This is a genomic window from Candidatus Sodalis endolongispinus (genome assembly GCF_018777395.1).
In the GTDB taxonomy this organism is placed as follows: Bacteria; Pseudomonadota; Gammaproteobacteria; order Enterobacterales; family Enterobacteriaceae; genus Sodalis_B; species Sodalis_B endolongispinus.
On record NZ_JAFJYC010000001.1, the window covers coordinates 725,694 to 748,670 of the forward strand.

Annotated in this window: 14 protein-coding genes, 1 rRNA gene and 5 pseudogenes; 18 read left to right on the plus strand and 2 right to left on the minus strand. The window is 55.2% G+C overall.

The window, feature by feature from the left end; genetic code table 11:
- Nucleotides 1-78 precede the first annotated feature (78 nt).
- Nucleotides 79-1,620, minus strand: a 16S ribosomal RNA gene (locus JZM24_RS03615).
- Between the two features lie 469 nt (nt 1,621-2,089).
- Between JZM24_RS03615 and JZM24_RS03620 the strand changes: the two genes are divergently transcribed.
- Nucleotides 2,090-2,779, plus strand: coding sequence for a FadR/GntR family transcriptional regulator (locus JZM24_RS03620; protein ID WP_215668592.1), 690 nt, complete (start codon nt 2,090-2,092; stop codon nt 2,777-2,779).
- 4 nt (nt 2,780-2,783) lie between these two features.
- Here the strand turns inward: JZM24_RS03620 and kup are convergent.
- A pseudogene (gene kup, locus JZM24_RS03625) lies at nt 2,784-4,651 on the minus strand (low affinity potassium transporter Kup).
- A 236-nt stretch (nt 4,652-4,887) separates the two neighbouring features.
- Here kup and ravA point away from each other — a divergent pair.
- The 17 genes and pseudogenes from ravA (at nt 4,888) to glmS (ending at nt 22,963) form a co-directional block, all read left to right on the plus strand.
- Complete coding sequence (ravA, locus tag JZM24_RS03630) at nt 4,888-6,387, plus strand: ATPase RavA (RefSeq protein ID WP_215669993.1); 1,500 nt, start codon at nt 4,888-4,890, stop codon at nt 6,385-6,387.
- 6 nt (nt 6,388-6,393) lie between these two features.
- Nucleotides 6,394-7,835: pseudogene (viaA, locus tag JZM24_RS03635) on the plus strand (ATPase RavA stimulator ViaA).
- A gap of 53 nt (nt 7,836-7,888) precedes the next feature.
- Nucleotides 7,889-8,350, plus strand: a pseudogene (asnC, locus tag JZM24_RS03640) (transcriptional regulator AsnC).
- A gap of 89 nt (nt 8,351-8,439) precedes the next feature.
- The gene (gene mioC / locus JZM24_RS03645; protein ID WP_215668593.1) at nt 8,440-8,889 is read left to right on the plus strand and encodes an FMN-binding protein MioC; all 450 of its coding nucleotides are present in this window, start codon (nt 8,440-8,442) and stop codon (nt 8,887-8,889) included.
- A gap of 367 nt (nt 8,890-9,256) precedes the next feature.
- A complete protein-coding gene (gene mnmG, locus JZM24_RS03650; protein WP_215668594.1) occupies nt 9,257-11,146 on the plus strand; it encodes a tRNA uridine-5-carboxymethylaminomethyl(34) synthesis enzyme MnmG in 1,890 nt (629 codons plus the stop codon).
- Between the two features lie 18 nt (nt 11,147-11,164).
- On the plus strand, nt 11,165-11,785 hold the full coding sequence (gene rsmG / locus JZM24_RS03655) for a 16S rRNA (guanine(527)-N(7))-methyltransferase RsmG (protein ID WP_215668595.1): 621 nt from the start codon (nt 11,165-11,167) through the stop codon (nt 11,783-11,785).
- A 635-nt stretch (nt 11,786-12,420) separates the two neighbouring features.
- Nucleotides 12,421-12,801: pseudogene (gene atpI, locus JZM24_RS03660) on the plus strand (F0F1 ATP synthase subunit I).
- A gap of 8 nt (nt 12,802-12,809) precedes the next feature.
- The gene (gene atpB / locus JZM24_RS03665; RefSeq protein ID WP_215668596.1) at nt 12,810-13,622 is read left to right on the plus strand and encodes a F0F1 ATP synthase subunit A; all 813 of its coding nucleotides are present in this window, start codon (nt 12,810-12,812) and stop codon (nt 13,620-13,622) included.
- 56 nt (nt 13,623-13,678) lie between these two features.
- Entirely contained in the window at nt 13,679-13,918 is a 240-nt protein-coding gene (gene atpE / locus JZM24_RS03670; RefSeq protein WP_215262826.1) for a F0F1 ATP synthase subunit C, read from the plus strand.
- Nucleotides 13,919-13,975: 57 nt separating this feature from the next.
- A complete protein-coding gene (atpF, locus tag JZM24_RS03675) occupies nt 13,976-14,446 on the plus strand; it encodes a F0F1 ATP synthase subunit B (RefSeq protein ID WP_215668597.1) in 471 nt (156 codons plus the stop codon).
- A 14-nt stretch (nt 14,447-14,460) separates the two neighbouring features.
- Nucleotides 14,461-14,991: pseudogene (gene atpH, locus JZM24_RS03680) on the plus strand (F0F1 ATP synthase subunit delta); the annotation flags it as partial.
- Nucleotides 14,992-15,007: 16 nt separating this feature from the next.
- Complete coding sequence (atpA, locus tag JZM24_RS03685; RefSeq protein ID WP_215668598.1) at nt 15,008-16,549, plus strand: F0F1 ATP synthase subunit alpha; 1,542 nt, start codon at nt 15,008-15,010, stop codon at nt 16,547-16,549.
- Between the two features lie 50 nt (nt 16,550-16,599).
- The gene (gene atpG / locus JZM24_RS03690) at nt 16,600-17,463 is read left to right on the plus strand and encodes a F0F1 ATP synthase subunit gamma (RefSeq protein ID WP_215668599.1); all 864 of its coding nucleotides are present in this window, start codon (nt 16,600-16,602) and stop codon (nt 17,461-17,463) included.
- 32 nt (nt 17,464-17,495) lie between these two features.
- The gene (gene atpD, locus JZM24_RS03695; protein ID WP_215668600.1) at nt 17,496-18,878 is read left to right on the plus strand and encodes a F0F1 ATP synthase subunit beta; all 1,383 of its coding nucleotides are present in this window, start codon (nt 17,496-17,498) and stop codon (nt 18,876-18,878) included.
- A gap of 20 nt (nt 18,879-18,898) precedes the next feature.
- The gene (locus JZM24_RS03700; protein WP_215668601.1) at nt 18,899-19,321 is read left to right on the plus strand and encodes a F0F1 ATP synthase subunit epsilon; all 423 of its coding nucleotides are present in this window, start codon (nt 18,899-18,901) and stop codon (nt 19,319-19,321) included.
- 281 nt (nt 19,322-19,602) lie between these two features.
- Nucleotides 19,603-20,982, plus strand: coding sequence for a bifunctional UDP-N-acetylglucosamine diphosphorylase/glucosamine-1-phosphate N-acetyltransferase GlmU (glmU, locus tag JZM24_RS03705; RefSeq protein ID WP_215668602.1), 1,380 nt, complete (start codon nt 19,603-19,605; stop codon nt 20,980-20,982).
- 148 nt (nt 20,983-21,130) lie between these two features.
- Nucleotides 21,131-22,963, plus strand: a complete 1,833-nt coding sequence (gene glmS / locus JZM24_RS03710; RefSeq protein WP_215668603.1) for a glutamine--fructose-6-phosphate transaminase (isomerizing) — start codon at nt 21,131-21,133, stop codon at nt 22,961-22,963.
- The last annotated feature ends 14 nt before the right edge of the window (nt 22,964-22,977 follow it).

The following is a 22,977-nucleotide window of genomic DNA, read 5'->3' on the forward strand; positions in this document are numbered from 1 at the left end:
AAGCCGCCGACGGGCTGCTTTGCTCGTGACAGTTATCAGACAATCTGTGTGGACACGTCACTTAACGTATCGTTTTGATAAGGAGGTGATCCAACCGCAGGTTCCCCTACTGTTACCTTGTTACGACTTCACCCCAGTCATGAATCACAAAGTGGTAAGCGCCCTCCCGAAGGTTAAGCTACCTACTTCTTTTGCAACCCACTCCCATGGTGTGACGGGCGGTGTGTACAAGGCCCGGGAACGTATTCACCGTGGCATTCTGATCCACGATTACTAGCGATTCCGACTTCATGGAGTCGAGTTGCAGACTCCAATCCGGACTACGACGCACTTTATGAGGTCCGCTGACTCTCGCGAGATCGCTTCTCTTTGTATGCGCCATTGTAGCACGTGTGTAGCCCTACTCGTAAGGGCCATGATGACTTGACGTCATCCCCACCTTCCTCCGGTTTATCACCGGCAGTCTCCTTTGAGTTCCCGACCGAATCGCTGGCAACAAAGGATAAGGGTTGCGCTCGTTGCGGGACTTAACCCAACATTTCACAACACGAGCTGACGACAGCCATGCAGCACCTGTCTCAGAGTTCCCGAAGGCACCAAAGCATCTCTGCTTAGTTCTCTGGATGTCAAGAGTAGGTAAGGTTCTTCGCGTTGCATCGAATTAAACCACATGCTCCACCGCTTGTGCGGGCCCCCGTCAATTCATTTGAGTTTTAACCTTGCGGCCGTACTCCCCAGGCGGTCGATTTAACGCGTTAGCTCCGAAAGCCACGGCTCAAGGCCACAACCTTCAAATCGACATCGTTTACAGCGTAGACTACCAGGGTATCTAATCCTGTTTGCTCCCCACGCTTTCGTACCTGAGCGTCAGTCTTCGTCCAGGGGGCCGCCTTCGCCACCGGTATTCCTCCAGATCTCTACGCATTTCACCGCTACACCTGGAATTCTACCCCCCTCTACGAGACTCTAGCCTGCCAGTTTCAAATGCAGTTCACAGGTTAAGCCCGGGGATTTCACATCTGACTTAACAGACCGCCTGCGTACGCTTTACGCCCAGTAATTCCGATTAACGCTTGCACCCTCCGTATTACCGCGGCTGCTGGCACGGAGTTAGCCGGTGCTTCTTCTGCGGGTAACGTCAATCGATAGCGCTATTAACGCCACCGCCTTCCTCCCCGCTGAAAGTGCTTTACAACCCGAAGGCCTTCTTCACACACGCGGCATGGCTGCATCAGGGTTTCCCCCATTGTGCAATATTCCCCACTGCTGCCTCCCGTAGGAGTCTGGACCGTGTCTCAGTTCCAGTGTGGCTGGTCATCCTCTCAGACCAGCTAGGGATCGTCGCCTAGGTGAGCCATTACCCCACCTACTAGCTAATCCCATCTGGGTTCATCCGATGGTGTGAGGCCCGAAGGTCCCCCACTTTGGTCTTGCGACGTTATGCGGTATTAGCTACCGTTTCCAGTAGTTATCCCCCGCCATCGGGCAGATCCCCAGACATTACTCACCCGTCCGCCGCTCGCCGGCAAAGAAGCAAGCTTCTTCCCGCTGCCGCTCGACTTGCATGTGTTAGGCCTGCCGCCAGCGTTCAATCTGAGCCATGATCAAACTCTTCAATTAAAAGCTTGATGCTCAAAGAATTAAAACCGGTATTCATAAGAATATTCGTTGTTCACTCTTCAAGACTCGATATTTCGTGTATCGATATCGTCTTGTGAGTGCCCACACAGATTGTCTGATAAATTGTTAAAGAGCAGTGCCGGGAGGCTGTTTTCTCGACCAGCGCGGGCGGCGTATATTACGCCTTCCTCATTCAGAGTCAAGCTTTTATTCTCCCGTAGCGGTCTGCCTGCCTCTGGCTGAGCCGGTGCGCCGCAGCGACTGTTCCCGGTCAGCAGAGGCTGCATCATAGGGCCTAAACGTCCAGTGACAAGCGCTATTTCACAAATACGATTTGATTGATTTATTTTTCAGCAAAAGCGATAAAAATGGCGTTATTATGCGCCAGAAATGGGAATTTCCCCCCGGCAATGACCACGCTGGCATAGTATGAGTAGTTTATTTTCATGAGGGTATAGGAAAGAACGCTATGCATTTATCCGCGCAGCAACTGGCCGCTCAACGCAACCTCTCCTATGTACTGGCTGAAAAATTAAGCCAGCGTATCCTGGCGGGCGAATTTGCCGCCGGGGATATCCTGCCCGGCGAAGTTGAATTAGTGGAACAATTCGGCGTAAGCCGCACCGCCGTGCGCGAAGCGGTAAAAATCCTGGCGGCGAAGGGGATGGTCTTGCCGCGTCCCAGAATTGGAACGCGGGTATTGCCGCGCCATCAATGGAATTTTCTCGATCAGGAACTGCTGGGATGGTGGCTGAACAGAGAAAATTTCCAGGACATCCTGACGCATTTTCTAATTATGCGAATTAGCCTGGAGCCGCAAGCCTGCGCGTTGGCAGCGGTGAATGCCAGCGAAAGCGAACGGCAGTGGCTGGGGACGTTAATGGAAGAAATGCGCAGGCTTCACCAGCATTTCGACCGCGAGCGCTGGATAAGCGTCGATGCGGATTTCCACCGCCATATTTATGAAATCAGCGGTAACCCGTTCCTGTCTTCGTTCGCCAATGTGTTCAGTTCGATTTATCAGAACTACTTTCGCGCCATTGCCAGCGATGATGTCATCAAACTTGACCGGCATCAGGCCATCGTGGATGCCATTTTCGCCGGCGATGGTCCGGGCGCTTTCACCGCCTGCCAGCGGTTGCTGGCTGAAAATGATTGAATCGTCAGATCTCTATTTGCGTTCCCAACTCAATGACACGGTTAGGCGGTATGAGATATTGATCCGGCGCACGCAGGGCGTTACGGCTTAACGCCATGAAAAGTTTACCCCGTAGCATGAGATACCAGGGCCGCTTGCCGATAATCAGCGATTCATGGGACATAAAAAAAGAGGTTTCCATCATCCGGCAAGATAGTCCCTCAAGCCCGCAGCGGTGGAAAATCTCCTCCATATCCGGCGTCTCTTTGAAACCATAGCTTGCCACCACGCGCCAGAAAGTGGGCGATAGCGCTTCGATGGTGACCCGGCGTACATTATGGACGAAAGGGGCATCTTCTGTACGCAACGTAAGCAGCACAACGCGCTCATGCAACACTTTGTTATGTTTAAGGTTATGCAGCAGGGCAAACGGGATCACGTTCATGGCGCGCGACATAAACACGGCGGTGCCTGGCACCCGCACCGGCGGCGATTTTTCCAAAGAGGCAATCAACGCTTACAGAGAATTTCCGTGTTCGTGGATCCGACGCAACAAGCGAAACCGTTCGCTTTTCCAGGTGGTCATGGCGATGAACATCAGGAAGCCAAGCAGCAACGGTAGCCAGCCGCCGGAAAAATTTTCATGGCGTTGGCGGCAAACATAGGCACATCGAGGCACAACAGCGCCAGCAGCAGCACGGATACCAGTAACAGGTTCCAGTGCCAGTTTTTTCTGGCCACGGTACAAGATAGAATACTGGTCAGCACCATGGTGCCGGTCACCGCGATACCGTAGGCCGCCGCCAGATTACTGGAGTGCTCAAAGCTGGCGATGACCAGCACCACGGCGATATACAGCAGCCAATTGATGAAAGGAATATAAATTTGACCTACCTCCATCTCGGAGGTATGGATAATGCGCATCGGCGGCACATATCCCAGGCGCACCGCCTGGCGAGTCAGGGAAAATACGCCGGAAATCACCGCCTGTGAAGCGATGACCGTTGTAAGCGTTGCGAGTATAAGCAAGGGAATCATCGCCCAATCGGGGGCGAGTAAAAAGAATGGGTTTTTGATTGCCGCAGGCTTGGACAATAACAGCGCGCCCTGACCGAAATAATTAAGCACCAGGGACGGCAGCACCGCGCTGAACCAGGCGATGCGAATAGGCAATTTACCGAAATGGCCCATATCGGAATACAACGCTTCTACGCCCGTGATGGCCAACACCACTGCGCCCAGAGCAAAGAACGAGACGGTTTGATATTCGGCGAAAAAGGCGATAGCCCATTTCGGATTAATGGCATAGAGCACTTCGGGATTATCGATGATACCGCGCACGCCAAGCACGCCCAGCGTGAGGAACCATAATAACATTACCGGCGCGAAAAGTTTGCCAACGCTGCCGGTCCCTTTCTTTTGAATGCAAAACAAAAGCGTCAGCACCACTACGGAGAGCGGGACGATAAATTCCTGCAGCGAGGGGGCCGCGATTTGCAACCCTTCTATCGCCGACATCACCGAGATTGCCGGCGTGATAACGACCTCGCCGTAAAAGAAGCTGCCGCCGATAAGCCCGATAATCACCAGCACCGGCGTCAATTTGGCGCCGGTATTTCTGCCGGCGAGCGACATCAGCGTCAGAATACCGCCTTCGCCGGCATTGTCGGCGCGCATGACGAAGAGAAGGTATTTCAGGGAAACGATCAGGATCAGAAGCCAGAAAATCAGGGATAAGAAACCAAATACCGCCACGCGTTCAACGCCAAAACCATAATGGCCGGCAAGACATTCACGTAAGGTATATAAATGACTGGTGCCAATATCACCATACACGACGCCTATGGCGGCAAGCGTGACCGCCGGCAGCGACTGCTTATGATCTTTGTTCATAACCTTTTCTTCGCGCTATTTTGTCGTCCAGGAGCATGCGTGGATGCACTTCCTCGAAAACCAAAAGCGCACAGTATGCCTGAAAAATGCCGAAACCCTAATTCTAATTATCCCCCGTTGAAGGGCGATTAACGCAAAAAAAGTTGATAACGGATAAATTTGCCCGGGCGTTTCTTTATAAAATGCGCTGGTTTATTGTGTTGTTTTCACCATTCACAGGGATAACCGATCTTATTATGGCTTCTATGTCCCTTCTGGCGGAAAGAATTTCCCGCCTTAGTAGTGTACTGGAAAGCGGGTTATATGAGCGCCAGCATACCATGCTGCTCTGCCTGCTGGCGGCGCTTTCCGGCGAAAGCGTGTTTTTGCTGGGGCCGCACGGCATTGCCAAAAGCCTCATCGCCCGTCGCCTAAAGTTGGCGTTCAGTCACGCGCGCGCCTTCGATTATCTGATGACCCGTTTTTCTACGCCAGAGGAAGTGTTCGGCCCGCTGTCCATTCAGGCGCTGAAAGAGGATGGCCGCTATCATCGCATGACCCAAGGGTATTTGCCGGATGCGGAAATCGTTTTTCTGGATGAAATATGGAAGGCGGTACCGGAGATTTTGAACACCCTGCTCACCGCGATTAATGAACGGCGGTTCCTTAACGGCGATCAGGAGCAGAGGATGCCGCTACGGCTGCTTATCACCGCTTCCAACGAATTGCCGGAGGCCGATAGCGGGTTGGAAGCGCTGTATGATCGGATGTTAATCCGCCTGTGGCTGGACAAGGTGAAGGAGAAAAGCAATTTTCACGCGCTGATGACAAGCCATGGCGACAGCCAGCCGCAGGACGTTCCGGCACAGCTGCGGGTAAGTGACGAGGAATACCTGGATTGGAAACGGCAAATCGACCGGGTGACGCTGCCGGCGGCATGTTTCGAGCTCATCTATCAACTGCTCCAGCGGCTGGAAGCGTTACCCGATGCCCATTACATTTCCGATCGGCGCTGGAAGAAGGCGCTACGCCTGCTGCAGGCCAGCGCGTTTTTCAGCGATCGACAAAGCATCACCCCGGTGGATATTATTCTGTTGAAGGAGTGCTTATGGCATGATCCGGCCAGTTATCAGCTTATCAATCAGCAAATTGAGCTGCTAATGGTGGAGCAGGGCTATCAACAACAGGCGCTTTCGACCAAAATTAAGACTTTCAACCGGCAAAAACGTCAACATATCGCCCAAAGTCAGGCTCAGCGGGAGCTGACCCTCACGCCCACCAAGACCCTGATGAGCCGTAAACCCTATTACAACTTGCCTGCATCGCTGACCGAACCGGTATTGACCTGTGTGCTGCAAACGCCGCTGGTATTGCACGATGTTCACGTCGACCATCTCACGGTCGAGCGTGATGTCCTGCAACAATGGCTAAATAAAGGAGGCGCTTTCAAGGCCCGGCTGAACGGTATCGGTTTCGCCCAGAAGATGGATGCGCGCATTACTGCTCAGCATCAGCTTGAGGTAGTCGATATCAGCCTGCAACCCTCATTGCTGGCGCTGGCGGAAACTACGCCGGCGCAGTGGGTGCCGGCAGCCTTGCTGGATGACCTTGAGGAAGCCACGAGGCTTTATCATCAACAGCGAAGTCTGTTTCACGAACAGCAACACTGTCTCTTTATCACCCGGGAATGGGTGGCGCGGATTGAAGCCAGTCTGCTGGATCTTTCCCAGCAATTAGCCCAGGCCAGACAGCACTAACGCGCGGTGGTAACGATGGATACGCTTAACCTTCTGCTGTCCATTGATCAGGGACAGCTGTTGGATGACATTATTTTGACCTTGCTTGGCAGTCCGCAGGTCGTGTTGCTATTGGAACAATTTCCGGCGCTGAAGAAAGCCTTGATGAAACGCGCGCCGCTAATGAAACCGCGGCTGGAACAGGCGCTGCGTCAGGGGAAAGTGCCTCCTGCGCTTGCGAGTGAATTTTATCTCTTTCAACAAAGTCAGTTGCAAGACAATCACGTTTTTCTCGCCCAGCTGCCGGAAACTCTGACGCGGCTCGCCAGCCTGACATCGCCTTTTCATGCCGAAGCGCAAAGACTTAATCAGGCCGCATCAAGGGAAACAGCGCGTCCCGATAGTGCGTTCCAAACCTTATTTTTACATCGCTGGCGCATCAGTTTGACGCTGCAGCATCAGCTGCTGGAGAAAGAGCGGTAGAGTCTGCTCGATGAGCTACAGCGGCAACTGGCAATGAGCGGCGCGCTGGCGCCGTTGCTGGCGGAGAATAAACACGCCGCCGGCCGGTTATGGGATATGACTGCCGGGCAGGTAGAACAAAGTGACTATCGCCTGCTGGTGCATTACGGCGAATTTCTGCATCAGCAACCGGAGCTGCAGCAGTTGGCCGAGCAATTGGGACGCAGCCGCGAGGCGCACTTTGTCGCCGCGCCCCACAAGCTGCAGCGCGAGGTAATAAAGCGGGTACGGTAACCGGCGGTACAACCGGAAGAAATCAGCGGCATCCACCAGAGCGACGATCTGCTGCGGCTACTGCCGGGGGAACTGGCCGTTCTCGGTATCGACGAGCTGGAATACGAGTTTTACCGTCGTTTGCTGGAGAAACGGCTGCTGACCTACCGTTTGCAAGGTGATGCCTGGCAGACCAGGCGCATCCTGCAGACAGCCAGCAGTGAGCAGCACGATGAGCAGCCGAGGGGACCAATGATTGTCTGCGTAGATACCTCCGGTTCAATGGGCGGCTTCAACGAAGCCTGCGCAAAGGGGTTTTGTTTGGCGCTGATGCGGATAGCGCTGGCCGATAACCGGCGTTGCTTCATCAGCCTGTTTTCTACCGGACAGGTGGATTACGAGCTAACCGCCTACGGCGGCTTGGAGCAAGCTATCCGCTTCCTCGGCCAGCGCTTTCGCGGCGGCACCGATTTGGCCGCCTGCCTGACGGCGCTAAGCGAAAAACTCGCCGACCCGGCGTGGCAGGATGCGGATGCGGTGGTCATTTCCGATTTTATTGCCCAGCGCCCCTGCCTGAAACGGTCCAACAGCGCATACGTGAGCAGCAACGCTTTCACGCCGTTGCGCTATCGTCGATGGGAAAACCCGGTATTATGAAGATCTTCGATCACATCTGGCGCTTCGACACCGGACTGAAACAGCGGTTTATGCGCCGCTGGCGCCGTAAAGCGTGATCCCGCGGACGAGCAATGGATCTGACGCCGGGATCGCCACAGAGGACATTACCATGGCGGAAACTTATCAGCTCGACGCCCTCGATCGCGCCATTTTGCAGGCGCTGATGGCCAACGCGCGCACCGCCTACGCCGAGCTGGCCAAGCAGCTTAACGTTAGTCCCGGCACCGTGCATGTGCGGGTGGAAAAAATGAAACAGGCGGGCATTATCACCGGGGCGCGGGTGGATGTCATCCCGAAACAGCTGGGCTATGACGTCTGCTGCTTTATTGGCATCATCCTTAAAAGCGCCAAGGACTACCCGTCGGCGCTGAAAAAACTGGAGGCGCTGTAAGAGGTGGTGAAAGCCTATTACACCACCGGTCATTACAGTATCTTCATCAAGGTGATGTGCCGCTCCATCGACGCCCTGCAGCAGGTACTTATCAACAAGATCCAGACCATCGATGAAATCCAATCCACCGAAACGCTTATCTCGCTGCAAAACACCATCAGCCGTACCATCGTGCCTTAACGGCCATAACAATACCCACAATTATCCACAGGTAGATCACAGCCGGTACACAGCGTACAATACCGGCTCATTTATCTGACGGGACCATCATGGCCGACGTAACCATCATTAGCGGCAGCACCCTGGGTAGCGCCGAATATGTTGCCGAGCATGTCGCCGGCATCCTGGAGCAGCAGGGTTTGAGCACCGACATTCTGCACGGTGCCAAACTGGCGGAGTTGATCACCGAGGGTCTGTGGCTGCTGGTCACCTCTACGCATGGCGCCGGCGAACTGCCGGAAAATCTTCAACCTCTGCTGGAAGAGCTGGTGGCGCAATCGCCTTCGCTATCCACGGTCACCTTCGGCGCTATCGGCATCGGCAACAGCGAATACGATACGTTCTGCGGCGCGATCGACACCTTGGATCGTCAGCTTACCGCGCTCGGCGCCAAACGGATCGGCGACGTGCTGAAAATCGACATTACCCAGCATGAAATCCCGGAGGATCCGGCAGAAGTCTGGGTGACGGAGTGGATCACACAAGTAAAAGCACGCTAATATCACTTTTTTTGTGTATAACTTAGGCTAAAAGCGGCTGATAACCGGTAGTTATCCAATGTATAACCTTTATCGTTGCGGCACCATATGGATAACAAGGCAAGAATATCCCAGCTTATACCGGTGGGGATCACCGATCATTCACAGGATCAGTGGATCGATAATACCTTGTATCGCTTGATCAAAAATGACTTATCCACAGAAGATCGCGATTCTAGTAGTAGACATAATAAGGGATCTTTAAATAGAAAGATCTTTCTTTAATTACCTGCGGATCTTCCGGGCTTGTATCCCGCTTAAACTTGAGTAGAATCCTCTTCCCCAAGCCCCTTGACGATCCTTCGCTTTCACGTGAGGTGTTTTTACAATGTTTTATCCAGATCACTTTGACGTCATCATTATTGGTGGCGGCCATGCCGGTACGGAAGCTGCAATGGCGTCGGCACGTATGGGATGCCAAACCCTGCTGCTGACGCATAACATTGATACGCTTGGACAAATGTCCTGTAACCCGGCGATCGGCGGTATCGGTAAGGGGCATTTGGTCAAGGAAATCGACGCCATGGGCGGCCTGATGGCGCAGGCTATTGACAAGGCCGGCATCCAGTTCAGGATACTAAACGCCAGTAAAGGCCCCGCGATCAGGGCCACCCGTGCGCAGGCGGATCGCGTGCTTTACCGGCAAGCGGTGCGTGGCGCGCTGGAGAACCAGCCTAATCTGATGATCTTCCAGCAGGCGGTTGAGGATCTGATCATGGAAGGCGACAAGGTGATTGGCGCCGTCACCCAAATGGGGCTGAAATTCCGCGCCCGCGCCGTCGTACTGACCGTGGGAACCTTCCTCGATGGCAAGATCCATATCGGCATGGATCATTATAGCGGCGGCCGGGCGGGAGATCCGCCTTCGGTTTCCTTGTCGCGCCGTCTGAGCGAGTTGCCTTTCCGGGTCAACCGTTTAAAAACCGGTACACCGCCGCGTATTGATGCGCGCAGTATCGACTTCTCACAGCTGGCGACACAGCACGGCGCCGACCCGCTGCCCGTTTTCTCGTTCCTGGGCTCGACGGATCAGCATCCGCGTCAAATCCCCTGTTATATTACCTATACCAACGAGAAGACCCACGAGGTCATTCGCCAGAACCTGGACCGCAGTCCCATGTACTCCGGCATCATTGAAGGCGTCGGGCCGCGTTATTGTCCGTCCATTGAAGATAAGGTGATGCGTTTTGCCGATCGCGATGCCCATCAGATCTTTCTCGAGCCGGAAGGACTGACTAGCAACGAAATTTATCCTAACGGCATCTCGACCAGCATGCCGTTTGACGTGCAGATGAAAATCGTCCACTCTGTGCAGGGGCTTGAGAACGCGCGTATTGTGCGGCCCGGCTATGCGATCGAGTATGACTTCTTCGATCCGCGCGATCTTAAGCTGACGCTGGAAAGCAAACTGATCGAAGGGCTGTTTTTCGCCGGTCAAATCAACGGTACCACCGGCTATGAAGAGGCTGCCTCCCAGGGCATGCTCGCCGGTCTGAACGCGGCCCGGCTGGCCACGGGGAAAGACGGTTGGTCGCCGCGACGCGATCAGGCCTATCTTGGCGTGCTGGTGGACGATTTATGCACGCTGGGCACCAAAGAGCCCTACCGCATGTTTACCTCGCGCGCCGAATACCGACTGCTGCTGCGGGAAGACAATGCCGATCTTCGCCTAACGGAAACCGGCCGGCAGCTGGTAATGGTGGATGACGTGCGCTGGGCGCGCTTTTGCGCCAAGCAGGAGCAAATCGAGCGCGAACGTCAGCGCCTACGCGATATCTGGGTGCATCCCGGCAGCGACGGCGTCGATCAGCTTAACCCGCTGCTCAAAGCGCCGTTGACGCGCGAAGCCAATGGCGAAGAACTTCTGCGCCGCCCGGAGATGGATTACGCGCGCTTGACCCGCCTGGAACGTTTTGCACCGGCGCTGGCCGACTGCCAGGCGGCAGAGCAGGTTGAAATCCAGATCAAATACCAGGGCTACATCTCCCGTCAGCAGGAGGAGATTGCGCGCCAGATGCGCAATGAGCATACCCTGCTGCCGGCGGGGATGGATTTTGGCGCCGTATCGGGGCTGTCCAACGAGGTGATTGCCAAGCTCAACTATCACAAACCCAATTCTATCGGTCAGGCGTCTCGCATTTCCGGCGTGACGCCGGCGGCGATTTCTATTTTGCTGGTCTGGCTGAAAAAACAGGGGCTGCTGCGCCGCTGCGCCTGATAACGACGGAACGCATTAATGCTTAAGACACTGGAGGCCCTGCTGGCGCAGGCGGATATGGCGCTGACCACGGCGCAAAAAGAGAAGCTGCTGGGGTATGTGACGCTGCTGCATAAATGGAATAAAGCTTACAACCTGACGTCGGTGCGCTCCCCTGAACAGATGCTGGTTCGCCATATTATGGACAGTATTATCGTCAATCCGCACTTGCGCGGCGATCGTTTTATCGATGTCGGCACCGGTCCGGGCTTGCCGGGCATTCCGTTGGCTATCGTGCGTCCAGATGCGCATTTCACTCTGTTGGACAGTCTGGGCAAGCGCATACGCTTTCTACGCCAGGTGCAGCATGAATTAGAGCTCGACAATGTCACGGCGGTACAAAGCCGGGTAGAGAGATTCACGCCGTCTGCGGTGTTTGACGGCGTAATTAGCCGCGCTTTTGCCTCGCTCGGCGACATGCTGACCTGGTGTGCGGCGCTGCCGTGTAAGGCAGAAGGGCGATTTTATGCTCTCAAAGGCCAGCTGTCCGAGGCGGAGCTGAACGCGTTGCCGGCGGGTTTTCGGGTTGAAACGGTGATCGGTCTTCAGGTGCCGGGCCTGGAAGAGGAACGACATATCGTGGTGCTCGCGGCCCATTAAATTGTTTTTCGTCAACAAAAAGGCGAATAGAAACGCCGCGCGCTTTATTAATAAATCCGTCGGCGGTAATTTAGCCATTCCGAGAATCCTTTACCTGCGTTTTACATTTTATTAGCAATTGCATCCCGCCGCTAAATATTACCTGTACTAATAGTAACTGCAGTAAATATATGTAATCAAAAATTACGTCCACATTACTAAACCGCACGCCAATATTAACCTGCACGGCGCAAGCGCGGCAGTGCGCGGGAGAAAATAGAGACAACCCTGGTCAATTAAATATACAAGTTATTGTATATAAACATTTTTACTTCATTTTGAATTTTGACTATTGCTCGAATTAACCTTTGGGCTGGGATTTAAAACGCGCCGAGATGTGATCTTGTGCACAGTTTTACAAGCGATAATTGGTGAAGCGTTGGAAAGTTTTGCATGTTATGATTCCCGCGCTTTTACGGTAAAAAAGAGGAAAACGGCAATCTTTAAATTATTGTTCACCTTTTCGCTACTTATCGATTGAATTCGTAGTACTGACCCGTATAATTTGCACGTTTTTCACCGCTTGACTGATCGCGGCAAAGGCAGTTTTATACACACTCAGCCTTAGTTGAGCGGGTAGGGAGAGTCTCAAAGTCATGACCTTAGCCCTTTACAGCGGTAAAGTCGCTGGAAATCTACTGTTTGCCCAGTTGATGACTTTGGTGCTGTTCAGCGTTCGGTTCGCTCTGCAAAGCCCTCGCGCCGCCGCATCTGCCGCGGGGGGCGGGTTGGCCGCCTGGTTGCCCAATGTCGCGTTCATGCTCTACGCATGCCGTCATCAGGCCCAGGCCGCGGTCCCGGGTCGCATTGCCTGGTCATTCGCTATCGGCTAGGGGCTGAAGATGGCGGCGACCATCGCCTTGCTGGTCGTCGCGCTTGGTATGTTCAAGGCCGCGTTTGTCCCATTGGTCCTGACCTATTTATCGGTGCTGATTGTGCAGATATTGGCACCGGCCGTAATTAACAACAAAGAGTAAGAGGCATCATGTCTGCATCAGGAGAAATCTCTACTCCACAGGAATACATAGGCCACCACCTGAACAACCTTCAGCTGGACCTGCGTACCTTTGAACTGGTTAATCCCCACACGGCGTCGTCTTTCTGGGTTCTGAACATAGATTCCATGTTCTTCTCGCTGCTGCTCGGCGCGATTTTCCTGCTGATCTTCGGCCGCGTCGCCAAAGGCGCAACCAGCGGCGTACCTGGCAAGATGCAGACCTTCGTTGAGCTGGTGGTGGGCTTTGTCGACGGCAGCGTACGGGACATGTTTCACGGCAAAAGCAAGATCATCGCCCCGCTGGCGCTGACCATCTTCGTCTGGGTGTTCCTGATGAACCTGATGGATCTGCTGCCCATCGACTTGCTGCCTTACCTCGGTGAGCACGTGCTGGGCCTGCCGGCGCTGCGTGTGGTTCCCTCGGCTGACGTCAATATCACGCTGTCGATGGCGCTGTGCGTATTTATTCTCATCCTGTACTACAGCGTGATGATGAAGGGGATCGGCGGCTTCGTTAAAGAACTGACCCTGCAGCCGTTCAATCATCCGATTTTCATTCCCGTCAACCTGATTCTCGAAGGCGTCAGCCTGCTGTCCAAACCAGTTTCGCTGGGCCTTCGGTTGTTTGGCAACATGTATGCAGGTGAGTTGATCTTCATCCTGATTGCCGGTATGTTACCGTGGTGGTCGCAGTGGATTCTGAATGTGCCATGGGCCATTTTCCACATCCTGATTATTACGCTGCAAGCCTTTATCTTCATGGTCATGACGATTGTCTATCTCGCGATGGCGTCTGAATAACATTGATTTTTATTCACTTTAATACTGCGTTTAACTGAAACAAACTGGAGACTGTCATGGAAAACCTGAATATGGATCTGCTGTACATGGCTGCCGCTGTGATGATGGGTCTGGCGGCAATCGGTGCTGCGATCGGTATCGGCATCCTGGGTGGTAAATTTTTGGAAGGCGCCGCGCGTCAGCCTGATCTGATCCCTCTGCTGCGCACGCAGTTCTTTATCGTTATGGGTCTGGTTGACGCCATCCCCATGATCGCCGTGGGCCTGGGCCTGTACGTGATGTTCTCCGTAGCGTAGTGTTAAACGCCAAGCTAACCAACATCGAACCGTTAACTTTACAAGAGGCATTGTGCTGTGAATCTTAACGCAACAATCCTCGGCCAGGCCATCGCGTTTGTCCTGTTTGTGCTGTTATGCATGAAGTATGTGTGGCCGCCGTTGATGGCCGCCATCGAGAAGCGTCAGAAAGAAATTGCTGACGGTCTGGCTTCAGCGGAACGCGCCAAAAAAGATCTGGACATCGCCCAGGCCGAAGCAACCGATCATTTGAAGCAAGCGAAGGTGGAAGCCCAGGCAATCATCGAACAGGCCAACAAGCGTAAAGCGCAAGTGGTCGATGAAGCCAAAGCCGAAGTGGAAGAGGAGCGCAACAAAATTCTGGCGCAGGCGCAGGCGGAAATTGACGCCGAACGCAAGCGCGCACGCGAAGAGTTGCGCAAGCAGGTCGCTATGCTGGCTTTAGCGGGTGCCGAGAAGATCATCGAACGTTCCGTGGATGAAGCTGCCAACAGCGACATCGTTGATAAAATTGTCGCTGAACTGTAAGGAGGGAGGGTCCGATGTCTGAACTGGTAACTGTAGCTCGCCCCTACGCCAAAGCGGCTTTTGACTTTGCCGTCGAGCGCCAGGCGGTGGCGCACTGGCAGGCGATGCTGACGTTCTGTGCCGAGGTGAGCCGCAATGAGCGGATCGCCGAACTGCTATCAGGTGCGGTTGCGCCCGAGAATCTGGCGGAGACGTTTATCGCGGTATGTGGCGAGGAGCTTGATGCCGCCGGCCAGAACCTAATACGGGTGATGGCGGAAAACAGGCGTCTGACGGTTTTGCCGGATGTGCTGGACCAGTTCATCCTTTTGCGCGCGGCGCAAGAGGCGACTGTGGAAGTGGACGTTATTTCCGCCAGCACGTTGAAAGAAGAACAACTGGCAAAAATCAGCGCCGCGATGGAACAACGTCTGTCACGCAAAGTTAAGCTGAATTGCAAAATTGATAAGTCTGTCGTGTCCGGCGTCGTTATTCGCGCGGGCGATATGGTGATAGACGGCAGCGTACGCGGTCGTCTGGAGCGCCTGGCAGACGTCTTGCAGTCTTTAAGGGGACTGGAGCATGCAACTGAATTCCACCGAAATCAGCGAACTGATCAAGCAGCGCATTGCTCAGTTCAATGTAGTGAGCGAAGCTCACAATGAAGGTACTATCGTTTCCGTCAGCGACGGGATCATCCGCGTACACGGTCTGGCCGAAGTGATGCAGGGTGAAATGATCGCGCTGCCCGGCAACCGTTTCGCCATCGCTATGAACCTGGAGCGTGACTCCGTCGGCGCCGTGGTCATGGGGCCGTATGCCGATCTGGCCGAAGGCATGAAAGTCAAATGCACCGGCCGTATTCTCGAAGTGCCGGTCGGTCGCGGCCTGCTTGGCCGCGTGGTGAACACCCTGGGTGCGCCTATCGACGGTAAAGGCCCGCTGGAGCACGACGGCTTCTCTGCCGTTGAAGCGATTGCGCCGGGCGTTATCGAAAGTCAGTCGGTCGATGAACCGGTACAGACCGGTTATAAATCCGTCGACGCCATGATTCCTATCGGCCGCGGTCAGCGTGAGCTTATCATCGGCGACCGTCAGACCGGTAAATCGGCGCTGGCCATCGATGCCATCATCAACCAGCGCGACAGCGGCATCAAATGTATCTATGTCGCCATCGGCCAGAAAGCGTCCACTATCGCCAACGTGGTGCGTAAGCTGGAAGAGCACGGCGCGGTGGCGAACACTATCGTCGTGGTCGCCACCGCATCCGAATCCGCCGCGTTGCAGTATCTGGCGCCGTATGCCGGTTGCGCCATGGGCGAATACTTCCGCGATCGCGGTGAAGACGCGCTGATCATTTATGATGATCTCTCCAAGCAGGCCGTGGCGTATCGCCAGATCTCCCTGCTGCTCCGTCGTCCGCCCGGCCGTGAAGCCTATCCTGGCGACGTATTCTACCTGCATTCCCGTTTGCTGGAGCGCGCCTCCCGCGTCAACGCGGAATACGTTGAGCAGTTCACCCAGGGCGAAGTGAAGGGCAAAACCGGTTCGTTAACCGCGCTGCCTATCATCGAAACCCAGGCCGGTGACGTTTCCGCGTTCGTTCCGACCAACGTGATTTCCATCACCGACGGTCAGATCTTCCTGGAATCGAACCTGTTCAACGCCGGTATCCGTCCCGCAGTTAACCCGGGGATCTCGGTATCCCGCGTCGGCGGCGCCGCTCAGACCAAGATAATGAAGAAACTGTCCGGCGGTATCCGTACCGCGCTGGCGCAGTACCGTGAATTGGCCGCCTTCTCCCAGTTCGCCTCCGATCTGGATGACGCGACCCGCAAGCAGTTAAACCACGGTCAGAAAGTGACCGAGCTGCTGAAGCAGAAACAGTATGCGCCGATGTCGGTCGCCCAGCAGGCGCTGGTGCTGTTTGCGGCGGAGCGCGGCTATCTGGAAGATGTCGAGCTGGCGAAAATCGGTGATTTTGAAGCCGCGCTGATGGCCTACGTGGACCGCGAGCAGGGCGAATTGATGCAACAAATCAACCAGACCGGCGCTTATAACGATGATATCGAAGGCAAGCTGAAAGGCATTCTCGATACCTTCAAGGCAACCCAGTCCTGGTAACGCGCTATGGCCTGCGTGAGCAGGCCATAAAGCAATGAGGAGAAGCAGAAATGGCCGGCGCAAAAGAGATACGTAGCAAGATTGCCAGCGTCCAGAATACGCAAAAGATTACCAAAGCGATGGAAATGGTCGCCGCCTCCAAAATGCGTAAAACTCAGGAACGCATGGCGTCCAGCCGTCCTTATGCCCAAACGATGCGCAAAGTGATTGGTCACCTTGCCCTGGGAAATCTGGAATACAAACACCCCTACCTGGACGAGCGCGACGTGAAGCGCGTGGGTTACCTGGTGGTGGCAACCGACCGCGGTCTGGCGGGCGGCCTGAACATTAATTTGTTCAAAAAGCTGCTGGCGGACATGAAAGAGTGGAACGGGAAAGGCGTTGAAACCGAACTGGCGCTGATTGGCTCCAAAGCGGTGTCTTTCTTCAATTCGGTCGGCAGCAAAGTGGTTGCTCAGGTGACGGGCATGGGGGACAACCCCACACTGTCTGAATTGATTGGGCCGGTAAAAGTCATGCTGCAGGCCTATGACGAAGGACGCCTGGACAAGCTCTATATTGTCAGCAACAAATTTGTCAATACCATGTCTCAGGTGCCGAAGATTCTGCAAATCCTGCCTCTGCCGCCTGCGGAAGAAGCGGATTTGAAGACAAAATCCTGGGATTATCTGTATGAACCCGATCCCAAAACGCTGCTGGATACCCTGCTGCGTCGTTATGTGGAATCGCAGGTTTATCAGGGCGTCGTTGAAAACCTGGCCAGCGAACAGGCCGCGCGTATGGTAGCGATGAAAGCCGCAACGGACAACGGCGGCAGCCTGATTAAAGAGCTGCAACTTGTTTACAATAAGGCTCGACAGACCAGCATCACTCAGGAACTCACCGAAATCGTCTCGGGAGCCGCCGCTGTTTAGGTTTAGGTTACGAATTACGTAGAGGATTCAAGATGGCTACTGGAAATGTTATCCAGGTTATCGGCGCCGTGGTCGACGTCGAGTTCCCGCAAGACGCCGTACCCAAGGTTTACAACGCGCTTGAAGTGGAAAACGGCGCCGCGAAACTGGTGCTGGAAGTAGAACAACAGCTGGGCGGAGGCGTCGTCCGCTGCATCGCGATGGGCTCCTCCGACGGTTTGCGTCGCGGCCTGAAGGTGACCGATCTCGAACGCGCTATCGAAGTGCCGGTGGGTAAAGCTACCCTGGGCCGCATCATGAACGTGCTGGGCGAGCCGGTCGACATGAAAGGCGATATCGGCGAGGAAGAGCGTTGGTCCATTCACCGTCCGGCGCCGAGCTATGAAGAGCTGGCCAGTTACCAGGATTTGCTGGAAACCGGTATCAAGGTTATCGACCTGATGTGTCCGTTCGCCAAGGGCGGTAAAGTCGGCCTGTTCGGCGGCGCCGGCGTGGGCAAGACAGTTAACATGATGGAGCTCATCCGCAACATCGCTATCGAACACTACGGGTATTCCGTGTTCGCCGGCGTGGGTGAACGTACCCGTGAAGGTAACGACTTCTATCATGAAATGACCGATTCCAACGTTATCGATAAAGTATCGTTGGTGTATGGCCAGATGAACGAGCCGCCTGGCAACCGTCTGCGCGTGGCGCTGACCGGCCTGACCATGGCGGAGAAATTCCGTGATGAGGGTCGTGATGTTCTGCTGTTCATCGACAACATCTACCGTTATACCCTGGCTGGGACCGAAGTGTCCGCGTTGCTGGGCCGTATGCCGTCTGCGGTAGGCTACCAGCCGACGCTGGCGGAAGAAATGGGTGTGTTGCAGGAGCGTATCACTTCCACCAAAACCGGGTCTATTACCTCGGTGCAGGCGGTTTACGTCCCCGCGGATGACTTGACCGACCCGTCGCCGGCGACCACCTTCGCCCACCTTGACGCGACCGTGGTACTGAGCCGTCAAATCGCTTCTCTGGGCATTTACCCGGCGGTTGACCCGCTCGACTCCACCAGCCGTCAGCTGGATCCGTTAGTGGTAGGCCAGGAGCATTATGATGTGGCCCGCGGCGTGCAGTTCATTTTGCAGCGTTATCAGGAACTGAAAGACATCATCGCTATCCTCGGAATGGACGAGCTGTCTGAAGATGACAAGCTGGTGGTATCGCGCGCGCGTAAGATCCAGCGCTTCCTGTCCCAGCCGTTCTTCGTAGCGGAAGTGTTCACCGGCTCGCACGGCAAGTACGTGGCGCTGAAAGACACAATCCGTGGCTTTAAAGGCATCATGGACGGCGAATACGATCATCTGCCAGAACAGGCGTTCTACATGGTGGGTTCCATCGACGAAGCCGTGGAAAAAGGCAAGAAACTGTAACGCCTTGAGAGGAGGGTGATATGGCTGCAAAAACTTACCATCTGGATGTGGTCAGCGCCGAAAAACAGATGTTTTCCGGGCTGGTTGAAAAAATCCAGGTGACGGGCAGCGAAGGCGAGATGGGGATTTTCTCCGGCCACGCGCCGCTGCTCACCGCCATTAAGCCCGGTATGGTGCGTATCGTTAAAGAGCACGGCAACGAAGAGTATATCTACCTGTCCGGTGGCGTGCTCGAAGTGCAGCCCAGTACGGTGACCGTACTGGCCGATACCGCCATTCGTGGCGAGGATCTTGACGAAGCGAGAGCAATGGAGTCCAAGCGTAAAGCGGAAGAGCATATCAATAACTCCCACGGTGATATTGATTATGCCCAGGCCTCTGCCGAGCTCTCCAAAGCGCTGGCGAAACTGCTGGTCATCGAATTGACCAAAAAAGCGATGTAATCAAGAGGGTATGCAAAAAGGCCGGTCATAATGACCGGCTTTTTTTATCTTTAATTAAGTGAACGGCCAAAGTGAGGTCCGCCAAGGGGATTTCGCCACTGTTGCGCTGAAAAAAACGTCAAGCGCAGCGTCATTTTCCTTTCTGGCAACACAAACGTGACAAATAGCCTTAGCGCCGGGCGGCTAGGCCCTGTAAAGTGTTTTTCATGCCAAAATATGTAGTAATCCCGCCTGCGAACGGGTTTACTTTCGTCTGATAATTAAGGTTCCACAGGATGGTTATGTCTAATCGAGCTTTAAGCGTGGTTGTCCTTGCCGCGGGCAAAGGAAGTCGTATGTTTTCCGCCTTGCCGAAAGTGCTGCATCCCCCCCTTGCCGGCAAAGCCATGGTGCAACACGTTATCGATGCCGCCACGCAGCTGGGCGCGGCGCGCATTCACCTGGTCTACGGTCACGGCGGCGAGCTGCTGCGTGAGCGGCTTGCCCGGCAGGATGCGCCTTTAAATTGGGTGCTACAGGCCGAACAGCGCGGCACCGGCCATGCCGTTCAGCAGACGCTGGCGGACCTGCGCGACGAAGAAGATGTCTTAATCCTGTACGGCGATGTACCGCTTATTTCTCCCGACACATTGCAGCGCCTGCTGGCGGCGCGTCCGCAGGGTGGCATCGGCCTACTGACGGTGACACTGGACAATCCTGAGGGTTATGGCCGTATCGTGCGCATTAACGGTGAGGTGGCCGGTATCGTCGAGCAGAAAGATGCCAGCCAGCAGCAGCGGCAAATTAAAGAAATCAATACCGGTATTCTGGTCGCCGGCGGCGAGGATATCAAACGCTGGTTGGGGCAGTTAACCAACGAGAACGCGCAGGGCGAGTTCTATCTGACGGACATCATCGCCATGGCCTGGCATGAAGGCCGTAAGATCAACGCGGTACAGCCCGCCCGGCAGACAGAGGTCGAAGGCGTCAACAACCGGCTGCAGCTTGCGCGGCTGGAGCGGCTTTTTCAGCGTGAGCAGGCGGAGCGCCTGTTGCTGGCCGGCGTGATGTTGTCCGATCCTGACCGTTTCGATCTGCGCGGCGAATTGCGCCACGGGCAGGATGTGTCAATTGATACCAATGTCATTCTCGAAGGGCAGGTCACGCTGGGCGACCGGGTGATTATCGGCAGCGGCTGCGTCCTGAAAAATGTGGTCATCGGTGATGATGTGATAGTCAGCCCTTATACCGTGATTGAAGACGCGCGCGTGGCGGCGCGCAGTACTCTCGGCCCCTTTGCCCGCCTGCGTCCCGGCAGCGAGCTGGAGGAAGACGCACACGTGGGGAATTTCGTCGAGATGAAACAGGCCCGTCTGGGCAAAGGCTCTAAAGCCGGTCATCTCAGCTATCTAGGGGACGCCGAAATTGGCGCCCAGGTTAATATAGGCGCCGGTACCATCACCTGCAATTATGATGGCGCCAACAAGCATAAGACCCACATCGGCGACGATGTCTTCGTCGGATCCGATAGTCAGCTGGTGGCACCGGTGACTATCGGCCGCGGCGCCACCATCGGCGCCGGTACCACCGTGACGCGCGATGTGGCCGAGGGCGAAATGATTATCAGCCGGATACGTCAGTTTCCCCTTGCCAACTGGACGCGACCGGTGAAGAAAAAATGAGGATGCGGCCGCCCCCTGCGGTAGGTTTTGCCCGCCGCCTAACGTTACCGCGGCCGGCAAAACCCGTGGCGTGTTCCGGCGCCGCGCCGGTCGGATTTTGTGCTAGCTCATAACGGCGACTGCCGCCGTTCAATCAGGAATAACCGAGATGTGTGGAATAGTAGGCGCGGTTGCGCAGCGTGATATTTCCGAGATCCTGTTAGAAGGATTAAGTCGTCTTGAGTATCGTGGGTATGATTCCGCCGGGCTGGCGGTGGTGGATAAAGACGGCCATCTGCAACGCCTGCGCCGCGTGGGCAAAGTGAGCGCCCTGACCGAAGCGGCCCAGGCGCATCCTCTGTCCGGCGGCACCGGCATTGCCCATACCCGCTGGGCGACCCACGGCGAGCCGACGGAAAACAATGCCCATCCCCACGTCTCCTGTCATATCGTGGTGGTCCATAACGGCATTGTCGAAAACCATGAACCGCTGCGCGAGCAACTGCGCGCACGCGGTTACACTTTTGTTACCCAAACCGATACAGAGGTGATCGCGCATCTGGTGCATTGGGAGCAGCGTCAGCAGAACGGCGCGCTGGTCGAGGTAATGCAGCGGGTGGTCGGCGCGCTGCGCGGCGCCTACGGCACGGTTATCATGGATAGCCGCGATCCCAGCGTGCTGGTTGCGGCGCGTTCCGGCAGTCAGCTGGTGATCGGCCTCGGCGTTGGCGAGAACTTCCTGGCCTCCGATCAATTGGCCTTGCTGCCCGTAACCCGCCGCTTTATGTACCTTGAAGAGGGGGATATTGCCGAAATCACCCGTCGCACCGTGCAGGTTTGGGATAAGACTGGCCAGATTGTGGCGCGCCCGGAAATTGAATCCCAGGTAAAATATGATGCCGGAGAGAAAGGGCTGTTCCGCCATTACATGCAAAAAGAAATTTTTGAACAACCGCAGGCGATCAAAAATACCCTGGAGGGCCGCTTCAGCCACGGTGAGGTGACGCTGTCGGAACTGGGCGAGAGCGCCAATGCGTTATTGAGCCAGGTGCAGCATGTGCAAATTATCGCCTGCGGCACGTCATATCATTCCGCCATGGTATCCCGTTACTGGTTCGAGGCGCTGGCCGGCGTACCCTGCGATGTGGAAATCGCCTCCGAATTCCGCTATCGCAAACCCGCGGTGCGCCCGGGCAGCCTGTTGATTACCCTGTCCCAATCCGGCGAAACCGCTGATACGCTGGCGGCGCTGCGGCTGACCAAAACGCTTGGCTATCTCGGTTCGCTAGCCATCTGTAATGTTGCCGGCTCCTCGCTGGTGCGCGAATCGGATATGGCGCTGATGACCCGGGCCGGCACCGAAATCGGCGTCGCTTCCACCAAAGCATTTACCACGCAGTTGACGGTGCTGTTGATGTTGGTGGCCCGTATTGGTCGCCTGCGTGGTATGGAAAAACAGGTGGAGGAAGACATCGTTCATGCTCTGCAAGCGCTGCCGAGCCGGATAGAGCAGATGCTGTCGTTGGATGAGCCTATTGAAACCATGGCTGAAGGTTTCTCCGATAAACACCACGCGCTGTTCCTGGGGCGCGGCGATCTTTATCCTATCGCCATGGAAGGGGCGCTGAAGCTGAAAGAAATCTCCTATATCCATGCGGAAGCTTATGCCGCGGGAGAGCTCAAGCACGGGCCGCTGGCGCTGATTGACGCCGATATGCCGGTCATTGTCATCGCACCGAACAATGAACTGTTGGAAAAGATGAAATCCAATATCGAGGAAGTTCGTGCCCGGGGCGGTTTACTGTATGTGTTCGCGGAACAGGATGCCGGTTTTACCGCCAGCGAAAACATGAAGATTATCCCTCTGCCGCACGTGGAGCAGATTGTGGCGCCTATTTTCTACACCGTACCCATGCAACTGCTGGCCTATCATATTGCCCTGATCAAAGGGACTGACGTCGATCAGCCGCGTAACCTGGCCAAATCGGTAACGGTAGAATAACCTTATCACCTGCG

What these genes read in the sequence shown, in the direction of transcription:
- atpD (WP_215668600.1), top strand. Translation starts at nt 17,496, where the DNA reads ATGGCTACTGGAAATGTTATCCAGGTTATCGGCGCCGTGGTCGACGTC.
- glmU (WP_215668602.1), top strand. Translation starts at nt 19,603, where the DNA reads ATGTCTAATCGAGCTTTAAGCGTGGTTGTCCTTGCCGCGGGCAAAGGA.
- atpG (WP_215668599.1), top strand. Translation starts at nt 16,600, where the DNA reads ATGGCCGGCGCAAAAGAGATACGTAGCAAGATTGCCAGCGTCCAGAAT.
- ravA (WP_215669993.1), top strand. Translation starts at nt 4,888, where the DNA reads ATGGCTTCTATGTCCCTTCTGGCGGAAAGAATTTCCCGCCTTAGTAGT.
- atpA (WP_215668598.1), top strand. Translation starts at nt 15,008, where the DNA reads ATGCAACTGAATTCCACCGAAATCAGCGAACTGATCAAGCAGCGCATT.
- JZM24_RS03700 (WP_215668601.1), top strand. Translation starts at nt 18,899, where the DNA reads ATGGCTGCAAAAACTTACCATCTGGATGTGGTCAGCGCCGAAAAACAG.
- atpB (WP_215668596.1), top strand. Translation starts at nt 12,810, where the DNA reads ATGTCTGCATCAGGAGAAATCTCTACTCCACAGGAATACATAGGCCAC.
- glmS (WP_215668603.1), top strand. Translation starts at nt 21,131, where the DNA reads ATGTGTGGAATAGTAGGCGCGGTTGCGCAGCGTGATATTTCCGAGATC.
- mnmG (WP_215668594.1), top strand. Translation starts at nt 9,257, where the DNA reads ATGTTTTATCCAGATCACTTTGACGTCATCATTATTGGTGGCGGCCAT.
- atpE (WP_215262826.1), top strand. Translation starts at nt 13,679, where the DNA reads ATGGAAAACCTGAATATGGATCTGCTGTACATGGCTGCCGCTGTGATG.
- mioC (WP_215668593.1), top strand. Translation starts at nt 8,440, where the DNA reads ATGGCCGACGTAACCATCATTAGCGGCAGCACCCTGGGTAGCGCCGAA.
- rsmG (WP_215668595.1), top strand. Translation starts at nt 11,165, where the DNA reads ATGCTTAAGACACTGGAGGCCCTGCTGGCGCAGGCGGATATGGCGCTG.
- JZM24_RS03620 (WP_215668592.1), top strand. Translation starts at nt 2,090, where the DNA reads ATGCATTTATCCGCGCAGCAACTGGCCGCTCAACGCAACCTCTCCTAT.